At 75.7% G+C, this 12,700-nt stretch carries 9 protein-coding genes; all 9 read left to right on the top strand.

Translation table 11 applies throughout. The features are described 5' to 3' along the window. Window positions 1-173: 173 nt before the first annotated feature. On the top strand, window positions 174-701 hold the full coding sequence (locus EV372_RS21590) for an EF-hand domain-containing protein (RefSeq protein WP_130397497.1): 528 nt from the start codon (window positions 174-176) through the stop codon (window positions 699-701). Window positions 702-943: 242 nt separating this feature from the next. Continuing rightward, on the top strand, window positions 944-1,468 hold the full coding sequence (locus EV372_RS21595; RefSeq protein WP_130397498.1) for an EF-hand domain-containing protein: 525 nt from the start codon (window positions 944-946) through the stop codon (window positions 1,466-1,468). Window positions 1,469-1,542: 74 nt separating this feature from the next. Continuing rightward, window positions 1,543-2,748 carry a DegT/DnrJ/EryC1/StrS aminotransferase family protein gene (locus tag EV372_RS21600; protein ID WP_130397499.1) on the top strand — a complete coding sequence of 402 codons (1,206 nt, stop codon included), beginning with the start codon at window positions 1,543-1,545 and terminating at the stop codon, window positions 2,746-2,748. Continuing rightward, window positions 2,745-3,896 carry a DegT/DnrJ/EryC1/StrS aminotransferase family protein gene (locus EV372_RS21605; protein ID WP_130397500.1) on the top strand — a complete coding sequence of 384 codons (1,152 nt, stop codon included), beginning with the start codon at window positions 2,745-2,747 and terminating at the stop codon, window positions 3,894-3,896. The genes EV372_RS21600 and EV372_RS21605 overlap by 4 nt, the downstream gene beginning before the upstream one ends. Beyond that, window positions 3,893-4,879, top strand: coding sequence for a UbiA family prenyltransferase (locus EV372_RS21610; RefSeq protein WP_130397501.1), 987 nt, complete (start codon window positions 3,893-3,895; stop codon window positions 4,877-4,879). Before EV372_RS21605 ends, EV372_RS21610 begins: the two co-directional genes overlap by 4 nt. Next, window positions 4,876-6,246, top strand: coding sequence for an FAD-dependent oxidoreductase (locus tag EV372_RS21615; RefSeq protein WP_130397502.1), 1,371 nt, complete (start codon window positions 4,876-4,878; stop codon window positions 6,244-6,246). The genes EV372_RS21610 and EV372_RS21615 overlap by 4 nt, the downstream gene beginning before the upstream one ends. Further along, window positions 6,243-7,922: a class I adenylate-forming enzyme family protein gene (locus tag EV372_RS21620; RefSeq protein ID WP_130397503.1), complete on the top strand. Its 1,680-nt coding sequence runs from the start codon at window positions 6,243-6,245 to the stop codon at window positions 7,920-7,922. The genes EV372_RS21615 and EV372_RS21620 overlap by 4 nt, the downstream gene beginning before the upstream one ends. Continuing rightward, a complete protein-coding gene (locus EV372_RS21625) occupies window positions 7,919-10,111 on the top strand; it encodes a CoA transferase (RefSeq protein WP_130397504.1) in 2,193 nt (730 codons plus the stop codon). The genes EV372_RS21620 and EV372_RS21625 overlap by 4 nt, the downstream gene beginning before the upstream one ends. Continuing rightward, window positions 10,108-12,675, top strand: coding sequence for an AMP-binding protein (locus EV372_RS21630; protein WP_130397505.1), 2,568 nt, complete (start codon window positions 10,108-10,110; stop codon window positions 12,673-12,675). Before EV372_RS21625 ends, EV372_RS21630 begins: the two co-directional genes overlap by 4 nt. The last annotated feature ends 25 nt before the right edge of the window (window positions 12,676-12,700 follow it).

The raw sequence follows: 12,700 nt of genomic DNA on the forward strand, positions 1-12,700 counted from the left end.
TAAAAAATCAATTGCATCCATGGATTCTTCTGAACCCCTTTTGTGGGACACGCTCACAGGCTAATGTTCTGGGTGTGGGGAGGGTCCGGTCGGGCTCGGCCGGAGGGTCCTTTCCTGTGCTCGGAGAGAGCATCGTACGTCTGTTTTTCCATGGGAATCGAGAGGGAAAATAAATGACGACCGCAACCAAGGCCAACAGCCGCCTCGAAGAGCGCTTCCGCCTCTGGGACGCCAACGGCAACGGGGCCGTCGAGCGCTCGGACTTCGAGTCCGAGGCGAACGACATCGTCTCGCGCCTTGGGGCCGAGGGCACCGCCCAGGGCAACGAGCTCAAGAGCGCCTACCTGGCCATGTTCGACCACCTGGCCTCCGCCGCCGGCACCCAGAGCATGAGCCAGGAGCAGTTCATGCAGGCCGCCGAGCAGGAGATCATCAGCAAGGGCGACGCCGGCTTCGCCTCGGTCGTCCAGCCGACCATCCAGGCCATCGTCAACGTGCTCGACGTCGACGGTGACGGCGAGATCAGCCCGACCGAGATGCAGAAGTGGTTCGCCGCCATCGGGCTCCAGGGCGCCGACGCCGACCGGGCCTTCGCCGACCTCGACGCCGACGGCAGCGGCAAGCTGTCCACCTCCGAGCTGGTCGACGCGGTCCGCGACTACCACCTCGGCCGCAACGACATCCCCCTCCTCGGGAGCTGAACCCCCTCGTCCCGGCCGCGGCCGACCGCCGCGGCCGGGACCACCCCCCGCTTTCCCCCTCCGTGGTGTGAGAACGCGGGAAAGCGAAGCTCCCCGGCCCTCCCGTTTCGTCTCCCCCCTGGGGTGCGGGAAGGCCGGTATTCGGTGTGGAAAGCGGCCGGAGTCCTTTTTTCGGGTGCCCTTTTCGAATACAGGTATGACGTCGTTCTTCTGTTGTTCCACGGAGAAGTGAGGGAAAGCCCGTGACGACCGCCACCAAGACCATCAGCCGCCTTGAGGAGCGTTTCCGGCTCTGGGACGCCAACGGCAACGGGGTGATCGAGCGCTCGGACCTCGCGGCCGAGGCCGACGGCATCATCTCGCGGCTCGGCGCCGAGGGCGCCCCCCAGGGCGACGCGCTCAAGGCCGCCTACCTGGCCATGTTCGACCGCCTGGCCCGGAGCGCGGGCACCGACCGGATGAGCCGCGACCAGTTCGTCGAGGTCGCCACACGGGACATGATCAGCGGCGAGGACGGCTTCGCCGAGGTCGCCCGGCCCACGCTCCAGGCCACCATGGACGTGCTCGACACCGACGGTGACGGCGAGATCAGCCGGAGCGAGATGCGCAGGTGGCTCGACGCCGTCGGCGTCAGCGCGCAGGACTCCGACCGGGTCTTCGACGACCTCGACGCCGACGGCAGCGGCACGCTCTCCGCCTCCGAGGTGGTCGACGCGGTCCGCGACTACCACCTCGGCCGCAACGACATCCCCCTCCTCGGCGGCTGAACCCCCTCGTCCCGGCCGCGGCCGACCGCCGCGACCGGTGACAGCCCCCGCCCGCAGCGTAGAAACGTGGAGAAGTGAAGAGAACGCTCGCACCCCCCGAGGCGGCGCCCCCCGGCAGAACACGCCTCCCCGTCCCCTTCTTCGACCAGTCCCGGAGCTTCGCGGAACTGTGGCCGCACATCCGTGACAACTGCCTCCGGGTCATGGACCGGGGCAAGTTCTCGCACGGGGCCATGGTCGCCGAGTTCGAGGACGCCCTGGCCCGCTGGACCGGCGCCCGGCACGTGGTCGGCGTCAACTCCGGAACCGACGCCCTCGTCATCCTGCTGCGCGCCGCGGGGCTGCGCCCCGGCGACGAGGTGATCGTCCCCGCCTACTCCTTCGTCGCCACCGCCAGCTCCGTCGTCCTCGCCGGAGGAGTACCGGTCTTCGCCGACATCGAGGAGCACGGGTACGGCATCGACCCGGCCTCGGTGGACGCGGTGGCCACCTCCCGCACCCGGATGGTCATGCCGGTCCACCTGTTCGACCGCCTGGCCGACATGGACGGCGTGCGCGAGGTCGCCCGGCGCCGCGGCCTGACCGTGCTGGAGGACAGCGCCGAGGCCATCGGCATGCGGCTGCGCGGCGTGCACGCCGGGCTGCTCGGCACCGGCGGCGTGCTGTCCTTCTTCCCCTCCAAGACCCTCGGCGCCATCGGCGACGCGGGCGCGCTGCTCACCGACGACGACGCCGTCGCCGAGACCGCGCGGGCGCTGCGCCACCACGGCCGCTCCGGGCGCACCCTGGACGACTTCCCCGGCATCGCCAACCCGACGGTCGTCGCGGGCTGCAACAGCAAGATGGACGACATCCAGGCCGCCGTGCTGCTGGCCAAGCTCTCCCGCCTCGACGCCGACATCGCCCGCCGGGCCGAGCTGTCCGCGCGCTACGACGCCCGCCTGCGCGACCTGCCCGGGATACGCGCCGTGCCCGGCGCCGTTCCGCCCCACCCCGGCGGCGACCGGGTCGTCTACGTCCACCTCGTCGAGGCCGACGACCGCGACACCCTGGTCGCCCACCTGGCCGAGGCCGGGATCGGCACCGAGACCTACTACCCGATCCCCCTGCACCTGCAGCCCTGCTTCACCCGCCTGGGGCACGCGCCCGGCGACTTCCCGCGCGCCGAGGCGGCCTGCGAGGGGGCGGTGGCCCTGCCGCTCTACCCCGACCTGACCGACGCCCAGGCGGACCGGGTCTGCGAGGAGATCGAGGACTTCTGCGTTCGGAGGCACGGATGACCACGGCGACCGGGCACCGCATCCCCTTCTTCGCCCCCGACCTGTTCGACGCCGACCGCGACGCCCTGCTGGAGGCCGTCCACGCGACCGGCACCGGCGGCGCGCAGAAGTTCATCCTCGGCGAGCGCACCGCCCGCCTCGAACGCCAGCTGCGCGACCGCCTCGCCGCCGCCGACGTCGTCGCCTGCTCCAGCGGCACCTCCGCGCTCACCCTGGTCCTGGCCGCCATGGAGATCGGCCCCGGAGACGAGGTGGTGGTGCCGGCCTTCGGCTGCGCGCCGCTGGCCAGCACCGTCGTCGAACGCGGCGCGCGCCCGGTCTTCGCCGACATCGACCCGGTCTCCCTGACCCTGGACCCGGACGCCGCCGAGACCGCCCTCACCGCGCGCACCCGCGCGCTCATGCCCGCGCACGTGTTCTCGATGATGGCCGCCATGCCCCGGTTCCGGGACCTGGCCGACCAGTACGGGCTGCGCCTGGTCGAGGACTCCGCGCTGGCCCAGGGCGGAACCCTCGGCGGCCGCCCCGCCGGGCTGTGGGGCGACGCCGGGGTCTACTCCTTCGTCCAGGTCAAGACCTTCGGCATGCCCGGCGAGGGCGGCGTGGTGGTCACCGCGGACGCCGAACTCGCCGTGCGCGTGCGGATGCTGCGCAACCACGGCCAGGACGGCACGCACCGCTTCCTGCACCACCGGATCGGCCTCAACAGCCGCTTCGACGAGGTGATGGCCGAGTTCCAGCTGCACCGGCTGGGTGGGCTGGAGGACCGGCTCGCCCGCCGGGCCGAGATCTCCACCTACTACTCCACCCGGTTCGCGCGACTGGCCGGAGCCGGGATCACGGCGCCGCCCACGGGCGGCGACGGGCGCTGCCACTACGTCTACACGCTCCTGGCCGAGCAGCGCGACGACCTGCGCGTCCACCTGTCCGCGCACGGGATCGACACCCACGTGTACTACCCGCGCGCCCTGCCCGCCCAACCCGCGTTCGCCCCGTACGCCCGGGCCGGGGCCCGCTGGCCCAACGCGGAGTCGGCGGCCCGGCGCAACATCTCCCTGCCGCTGTACCCGCACCTGGACGACGCCCAGGTGGAGCACATCGCCGACACCGTGTGCGCGTTCGCCGACCGTTCCGGGAGAACCAGATGACCGACCACACCGCCGCGCCCCCCGTCCCACCGGCGCCCGCGGCCGCGCCGCCCCGGGGCACCCCGGCCGCCTACGCGCGGCTGGCCAAGCTCGACATCTACGACTACTACATCGGCCTGCCCCTGGTACTGGCCATGCTCGCGCCCGCGCTGCGCTGGGAGCCGGGCACGCTGGGGCTGCTCCTGCTCATCCTGCTCGCCGAGGTGGCCGTGGTGGCCGCCATGGTCGCCTTCGACGACGTCACCGGCTACCGCGACGGCAGCGACGCGGCCAACTACGGCTCGGACGCGGCCCGCCGCCGACTGGCCCGCAAACCCCTCGTCGCCGGGACGCTCACCGAACCGCAGGCCCTGCGCTTCGCCTGGGCGGCGACCGCGGCGAGCGCCCTGCTCTGGGGCCTGGTCGTCCTGGTCGCCCCGCACCGGCCCGCCTGGGCGGTGGCCCTGGCCGCCCTGTGCGTGGTCGCCTCGGTCCAGTACTCCTGGGGCCTCAAGATCAGCTACCGGGGCTTCCAGGAGATCTTCCTCATCGGCCTGGGCGTGGGCTGGGTCCTGGTGCCCTACGGGCTGCTCACCGGGGAGCTGAACGGCTTCGTCGTGGTGCAGGCCCTGCTGTTCGGCTTCGGCCCGATGCTCTTCGGCCTGTACTCCAACACCAACGACGCCGCGGGCGACCGCGCCGCCGGGCGGATCACCGTGGCCGCTCTGGTGCCCAGGCGCCTCAACACCGCCTTCATCATCGCGGCGACCGCGGCCGAGAGCCTGCTCATCAGCGGCTCCACCCTGGCCGGGATCTCCCCGTGGTGGTTCCCGCTCGTCCTGGCCCCGGTCTTCCTGATGCGGGTGGCCCAGCTGTTCATCGGCTTCGTCCGGGGCGACATCCTGCGCGCCCGCCGCCTGGCCATCCACACCCACCGGGTCACCGTGGTCCTGCTCATCGGCGCCCACCTGCTGGTCCCCGTGCTCCTGGGAGGCGCCGTATGAGCGAAGGGCTCGACGTCGCCGTGGTCGGAGCGGGCCCCGCCGGACTGGCCACCGCGCACGCGCTGGCCCGCGCGGGCCGCTCGGTCCGCGTCCTGGAGGCCGACGAGGCCGTGGGCGGACGCATGCGCACCCTGCGCGAGCACGGCTGCCTCATCGACACCGGCGCGGAGATGCTGCCCCCGGCCAAGGCCTACCCGGCCACCTGGCGGCTGATCCGCGAGGTCGGCCTGGCCGCCGACCGCGGCGCGGTGCCCCGCGTCCGCGGCGCCCTGGCGTCCTGGCGCGAGGGCCGGGCCCGACCGCACGTGGGCCGCCCCCTGGGCCTGCTCACCGGCGCCGGGCTGTCCCCCCGCGCGCGGGCCGACCTGCTGCGCCTCCAGATCCGGCTGGCCCGCCTCGACCTGGACCCCGAACACCCCGAACGCTCCCCGCTGGGCGCGCGCACCCTCGCCGAACTGCTCCGCCCCTACCATCCGGAGCTGCGCTACCGGCTGCTCGGCGCCCTTGCCGCCGGGTTCTTCGGCTGGGACCCCGAGCACACGGCCGCCGCCCCCTTCGCCGCGCACCTGGTCTCCGCGGGCAGCAGCGCCCGCTGGCGCACCTACCGCGACGGCATGGACACCCTCGCACGGGTCCTGGCCGACCGGCTCGACGTGGTCACCGGCCACCCCGTGACCGGTGTGTCCGCGGGCCCCGACGGGGTCAGGCTGGAGTCCCCGGCGGGCGCGGTCACCGCCCGCGCGGCCGTGCTGGCGGTGCCCGCCCCGGTCGCGGCCGGGATCCATCCCGGCGCGTCCGGCGTCGAGCGCGCCTACCTGGAGGCCTGCGAGTACGCGCCCATGCTCCGCGTCTCCCTGGTCCTGGACCGCTCGATGGAACCGGCCGGGGCGCGCGGCGGCTTCGCCACCCTGGTGCCCGCCCTGGAGGACCCGCTGCTCAACGTGGTCACCGCCGACCACAACAAGCACCCGGGCCGGGTGCCGCCCGGGCGGGGCCTGGTCTCCCTGGTCGCCTCCCCGAGCGGCGCCGCCGAACTCCTCGACGCCTCCGACGCGGTGGTGGCGGAGCGGCTCACCGCCCGCGCCGAACTCCTGCTGCCCGGCCTGTCGCGGCATGTCGAGGCCGTCCGCGTGCACCGCTTCCGCCACGGCCTGCCCGCCGCGGGGCCGCGCGCCCTGCGCGAGCGCTCCGCCTTCGCCGTCCGCCCGCCCGCGGCCGTGGACTACGCCGGGGACTGGATCTCGCTGCGCCCGTGCAGCGAGGGAGCGGTCTCCTCCGCGGCCACGGCCGCCGCGCGGGTCCTGGCCTTCCTCGCCTCGACGGCCCCGACCCCCGTTCCCACCCCCAGTGAGGACCGACGACGATGACGCTGTTCACCAAGCCCCTGCACCTGGGCACCCTCTTCGACGACCTGGCCGCGCGCGGCTCCACGACCGCCGTGCACCTGAGCAGGCCGCTGGACATCGCCCCCGGCCTGGGCACCGAGCTGGACGTGCCCCGGGTGGCCGGACTGGTGCGCGAGGCGGCCGGGTGGCTCGCCGCGGCCGGTGTGCGGCCCGGCGACCGCGTCGCGATCGCCAAGCGCAACCACTGGGACTACGTACTGCTCAACTGCGCCGCCGCCCGGCTGGGCGCGGTGCCCGCCTCGCTGTCGGCGCACCTGGAACCGGACGCGCTGGAGGTCCTGCTCAAGCGGCTGGACCCGGCGCTGCTGGTCACCGACGCCGCCCTGCTCGCGGCGTCCCGGGAGGCGGGGGCCGACCCCGCCGTGCACGCGGCCCGCACCCTGGTCGTCGACGGCCCGGCGGGGGGCACGGGTCCGGGCGGGAACGGAATCCCGGTCGGGGACGGGGTCCCCGTCGGGGGAGGGGGCCCGGCCGGGAGCGTCCTGCACCTGGACGACGTGCGCGGCACCGACGCCCCGCCGCCGCGCAGGCCGCACCTGGACGCGCCCCTGGCGATCATGCACACCTCCGGTACCACGGGCGTGCCCAAGCTGGTCCCGCACTCCACCCGCACGATCATGCGCCGCCTGGCCGGGTTCGAGGCGCACCGCTGGCCCGTGCTGAGCAGCCGCCGCGACGACACGGTGACCGGCGCGTACTCCTTCGCGCACGGGCGCGCGCTCGCCTGGACCGCCAGCGTGCTGTGGCTGTCCCCGGCCGCGCTGTCCGTCGTCACCGGCGCCTCCTGGGCCGAGGCAGGGCCGCTGCTGGAGCGGCACCGGCCCACCACCCTGGAGGCCGCGCCCGCGGTCTTCGCGCGCTGGCAGAGGCAGGCGGAGCGGCAGGACGCCCCGTTCGACCGGGTGCGTCTCTACGTCAGCACCTTCGACGCCGTGCACCCGCCGACCGTGCGCGCCTTCCTGGGCGCCACCGGCCACCGGCGCCCGGTGTGGATGCAGGGCTGGGGCCAGAGCGAGACCGGGCCGCTGACCTTCCGGTTCCTCACCCGGCGGGCACTGGCCGCGGCGAACGAGCGCCATCCGACCACCCGCCACCTGGGCCGCCCCATTCCCACCCGCACCAAGCTGCGCACGGTCGATCCGCGCACCATGCGCCCCGTCCCGGCCGGTACGCCAGGTCTGGTCTTCTGCCGCACCGAGGCCCTGTGCTTGGGCTACGTCGGCGAGGAGGGCCGGTGGCGGTCCAAGCTGGTGGGCGCGTGGTGGAACACCGGCGACATCGGCGTCCTCAGCCGCACCGGCGCGCTGCGGTTGGTGGACCGCGAGGTGGACGCCCTGCGCGAGGGCGGCTGCCTGGAGGTGGAGGACGTCGTGGACGACCGCCTGCCCGAGGTGCTGGAGTGCGTCGTCCTGAGCGTTCCGGACGGGCCCCCGGTGCCGGTGGTGGCCACCGAGAGCGGGGGGCTGGACACCGTGGCCTGGCGCGGCGCCGTCGCCGACCTGCCCGAACTCGCCGACCCGGTGGTGCTGACCTGGGACGAGCTGCCGCGCACCGGCACCGGTAAGGTCCGCCGCTCCGTGCTGCGCGACCAGCTGGGCCTGCGCCCCGACACCTGCGGAACGGGGAAGTGGACGTGACCGCCGCACCGGTGGGCGCGGCCGTGCTCCCGCTGGCCGGGGCCGCCGCGCGGGCGGTGGGCGACTCGGTCGCGCTGCGGATCGCTGCGGCGCGCCTGGAGGCGCTCGGCTGCGCGGTCTCCCGGGTCGAGGGGCCCCTGCCCCCGCAGGCACCGGCCGGGTGGATCGGCCTGGTGGCCGTCCCCGGCGGGTGGGGTCCGGGCGGGAGCGGTTCGGGCGCGGGCCTGCACGGGGACGGCTCCGCTGGAGAGGGAACCCGGGCGCTGCCGGTACCGGTCGGCTGCGCCATCGGCTGGTCCGGACCGGTCGCGGCGCCCCTGGCGGGGGAGCGCGACGTCCAGGCCGCCTGCGGGTTGGCGCACCTGCACGGCCGGGCCCGCGGGGCGCCCCGGTTCCTGGGCGTGGACTACGCGTCGGTGTGCGCGGGGGTGCTGGCCGCGCAGGCGGTGGCGGCCTGCGCGCTGGCCCTGGCGCGCGGCGGTCCGGCGCTGTCGGCGTCGGTCTCCGCGGCCCAGGCCGCCCTGCTCGCGGCGGGGCCCTACGTCGCCGCGGCCACCGCCCCGGGCCAGAGAGCTTCGGCGGGCCCGTCCCTTTGCAGCGCGACAGGAGTGACGCCCGGTGCCGGAGTGGCGGCGACCGGTGGGGCGGGAGCGTCGCCCGGTGCCGGAGCGCCGTTGACCGGTGAGGCCGACACCGGTCGGAACGCTTCCGGGGCCGACACCGGCTCGTCCGCGCCCGGCGCGGACACCGGTGACGGTCGTGGTGCGTCTGTGTCTGGTGGGACATGGGCGATGCCCGGTGCCGGAACCGCCCCGCCGTTCCGCTCCGCCGACGGAGCGCGCTTCGAGATCGAGACCCTGGACGCCGAGGTCTGGCTGCGGTTCTGGACCGGCCTGGGCGCCGCCCCGTCCGCGATCGCCGCCGGGTGGCCGCCCTTCCAGCGGCGCTTCGCCACCGCGGTGTGCCCGCTGCCGCCCGAACTCCCCGCCGCGATCGCGGCCGTGGACCTCGCCCGGGTCCGCTCGGCCGCCCGCGACACGGGCATGAGCCTGGCCCTCCTCCGCGACGCCCGGGAGGCCGAGGAGCCCGACCCGGCCTCGGAGTGGCGGCTGCGCGTGCGGGACACCACCGGTGCCCCGGCCGCCCCGCTGGCACCGCTCGGCCCCGACGCCGCCGCGCCCCTGGCCGGGCTGCGGGTGGTGGAGGCCACCAACCGCGTGCAGGGCCCGCTCGCCGGGCTGCTGCTCGCCATGCTCGGCGCCGAGGTCGTGCGGATCGAGCCACCGGGCGGCGACCCCATGCGCGGGGTGGCGCCGATGGCGGGCGACCGCTCCGCCCGGTTCCTGGCCCTGAACCGGGACAAGGGCGCGGTCGAGGCCGACCTCAAGACCGAAGCCGGGTGCCGGGCCGCCCGCGGCCTGGCCGCCACGGCCGACGTCCTGCTCTACAACTGGCCGCCCGGCCGCGCCGAGGGGTTCGGCCTGGGCCCCGACGACCTCGCCGCCCTCGCCCCCGGCCTGGTCCACGTGCACGCCGACGGGTGGGGCGGCCGGGCCCCCGAACCCGGCGCGCTGGCCACCGACTACCTGGTCCAGGCGCACGGCGGGGTGGCCGACCTCCTGGCCGGACCCGGGCGGGAGCCCGCGCCGTCCCTGCTCACCCTCACCGACGTGCTCGGCGGAATCCTCGCCGCCGAGGGGGCGGTGGCCGCGCTGCTGCTGCGCGCCCGCACCGGCACCGGGGTCCGCGCCCGGACGGCCCTGTCGGACGCGGCCCGGCTGCTGCGCCGCGCCGGACGCGGCACCGCGACCGAAGAGGGGGAGCGGAGCGGCCCCGTTTCCGGGGAACGGAGTGCCCCCGCCCCCGTGGAGGACCTGGCGGCGATGGCCGCCGCACCGGCGTTCGCGGCGGCCTTCGACACGGTCGGCGGCGCGTCCTGCGTCCGGGCCCCGTGGCGTTTCGCACCCGCAGCCGACGCCCCGAGCGCCGAGACGCGGCCGCGTGGCGCTGCCGCACGCCGGGGCGCGCCCGTCCGGAACGATCCCGCTCCCCGCGTCACCGCCGGCGCCCTCAGCGGAATCAGCGGTGGCACCAGTAGCGGGATCACCGGCCAAGAGGTCCCACACGCCACACCGTCAACGTCTCCGGGCGGCGCCGTGGCCACTCACACGCCTGCGGAGAACCGATGACCTGGACCTCGTCCCACGGCCTGGAACTGCGCGACCTGGTCCCGGCCGCCCTGCGCGCGCGGTGGACCGCGCGCGGCTGGTGCCCGGGCCGGGACCTGTACTCCCTCTTCCACGAGCACGCGCTCGCCCACCCCGGACGCGACGCCGTCATCGACGACCGCGGCATGCTCGACTACGCCGGGCTGGACGCCGCCGTGCGCCGCGCTGCCGCCGCGCTGGCCGCCGGGGGGACGGGGGAGCGCGACGTCGTCGGCGTCCTGCTGCCCAACGGGCGCGAGGCCGTCGTGGCAGAACTCGCCGTCGCCGCCGTGGGCGCGGTCGCGCTGCCCGTCCCCGACGGCCGCTCCCCGGCCGACGTGCGCAGTCTGCTGGCCCGCTCCCGGGCCGCGGACATCGTCACCACCCCGGAGCGGGCCGAACGGATCCGCCGCGCGGACCCGCCGCCGACCCTGCGCCGGGTGTGGACGTTCGGCCCGGCCCGCCCCGGGACGCGCAGCCTGGACCGGACCGACGCCGGGACGGCCCGGGACTGGCGTCCCGCCCGGCCCGACCCCGAGTCCCCGGCCCGCGTCCTGGTCTCCTCCGGCTCGGAGGGCGAACCCGGCATGGTCGCCTACAGCCACAACGCCATGGCGGGCGGCCGGGCCAACTACGTGGCGGCGCTGCACAGCGGCCCCGGCCCCATGCGCAACCTGGTCCTGGTGTCGCTGGCCTCCTCCTTCGGCTCCTGCGGGGTGCCGGTGACCCTGGCCGGGCTCGGCGCGACCCTGGTGGTCCTGCCCCGCTTCGACCCGGCCGCCGCGCTGCGCGCGATCGAGCGGCACCGCCCCACCCACCTGATCGGCGTGCCCACCATGCTGCGGCGGATCGCCGCGCTGCCCGAGCGGGCCGACACCTCGTCCCTGCGCGCGGTGGTGGCCAGCGGCGCCCCGCTGCACCGGGAGGTCCGCGACGCCTGCGCCGCCCGCTTCGGGAGACCCGTGATCAACGTCTACGGTTCCACCGACGGGGTCAACTGCCACACCGCCCGCCGCCCCGAGGCGTGGGAGCCGGGCCTGGCCGGGCATCCCGCCCCCGACGTGGCCGAGGTGAGCATCCGCGACCCGCGGGGACGCCCGGTTCCGCGGGGGGAGACCGGCGAGATCTGGGCCCTGGGCCCGATGACGCCGCTGTGCCACGTCGCCGCGCCCCGGTTGGACGCCGAGCGGCGTGCCCCGGGCGGGTGGGTGCGCACCGGCGACCTGGGCCGCCTGGACCCCGACGGCGCGCTGCGGGTGGTGGACCGCCTGCGCCGGACGGTGATCCGGGGCGGTGTCAACATCTTCCCGGCCGAGGTGGAGCGCGAACTCGGCGCCCACCCCGCCCTCGCCGAGGCCCACTGCGTCCCCGTCCCCGATCCCGACCTGGGCGAGCGCATGTGCGCCTGCGTGTCACCCGCCGAGGGGGCCGCCGCGCCCTCCCCGAGCGAGCTCATCGCCTTCCTGCGCGACGAACGCGGCCTGGACGTCCGCGCGCTGCCCGAACACGTGGTCGTGCTGCCCGAACTGCCGCTCGGCCCGACCGGGAAGGTGTGCACGGCCACCCTCACCCGCGTCGCCGCCGAGACCGTCGGCGCGCACCGCCCGCTGATCCGGGCCGCGGCGGGCGGCGGTCCGGTCCCGTCGGACCCCGGAGCCCGACCGGCCGGACCGTCCCGCCCGGCCCCGATGGCCCAACCGCCCCCGACACCCCGACCGATCCCACCGACGCCGAAGGAGACACCGGTGACCGACGCCGCCGAGGACCAGAGCTACGTCTTCGACAACCACAGCGAGCACGCCTTCGACCAGCACCGCTTCCTGGCCGCCGCCTACGACCCCATGACCACCGAACGCCTGGAGCAGACCGGTGTCGGGCCGGGGTGGCACTGCCTGGAGGTGGGCGCCGGGGGCGGCAGCGTCGCGCTCTGGCTGGCCGACCGGGTCGCCCCGGGCGGGAGCGTGCTGGCCACCGACATCAAGCCCGAGCGCATCCCCGCCGCCGAGGGCCTGGAGGTCGTCCGCCACGACGTGGTCCGCGACCCGCTGCCCGAGGCCGCCTTCGACCTCATCCACTCCCGGCTGGTGCTGCTGCACATCCCGGAGCGCATCGCGGTCCTGGGCCGCCTGGTGCGCGCGCTCAAGCCCGGCGGCGTACTCCAGCTCGACGAGTTCGACATCACCTACGGTCCGGCGCTGCTCATGCCCGACGCCGAGTCCCAGAAGCTCTACGAGGAGTTCCAGGAGGCCAAGACCAGGCTGATGATCCGCGCCGGAGCCGATCCGGCCTGGGGGCGCAACGCCGCCGAGGCGATGCGCGGCGCGGGCCTGGTGGACATCGACCCCCAGCCCCGGCTGGAACTGTGGAACGCCGACTCCCCCGGCGTGCACCTGATCGCGCACCACACCCGCCACCTGCGCGACGCCTTCGTGGACGAGGGGATGACCGACGAGCGGCTCGCCGAGGTGCGGGCGCTCCTGGCGGACCCGTCCTTCCGGGCCAGTTCCTGCGCGATCTACTCGGTCCAGGGCCGCCGTCCCCTCTGAGGCCCACTGGTCGGCCGGTCACGAC

Source organism: Nocardiopsis sp. CNZ308 (assembly GCF_004217075.1).

Excerpts from the sequence above, each read along its gene's own strand:
- EV372_RS21590 (WP_130397497.1), top strand. The coding sequence starts at position 174 with ATGACGACCGCAACCAAGGCCAACAGCCGCCTCGAAGAGCGCTTCCGC.
- EV372_RS21605 (WP_130397500.1), top strand. The coding sequence starts at position 2,745 with ATGACCACGGCGACCGGGCACCGCATCCCCTTCTTCGCCCCCGACCTG.
- EV372_RS21610 (WP_130397501.1), top strand. The coding sequence starts at position 3,893 with ATGACCGACCACACCGCCGCGCCCCCCGTCCCACCGGCGCCCGCGGCC.
- EV372_RS21615 (WP_130397502.1), top strand. The coding sequence starts at position 4,876 with ATGAGCGAAGGGCTCGACGTCGCCGTGGTCGGAGCGGGCCCCGCCGGA.
- EV372_RS21620 (WP_130397503.1), top strand. The coding sequence starts at position 6,243 with ATGACGCTGTTCACCAAGCCCCTGCACCTGGGCACCCTCTTCGACGAC.
- EV372_RS21630 (WP_130397505.1), top strand. The coding sequence starts at position 10,108 with ATGACCTGGACCTCGTCCCACGGCCTGGAACTGCGCGACCTGGTCCCG.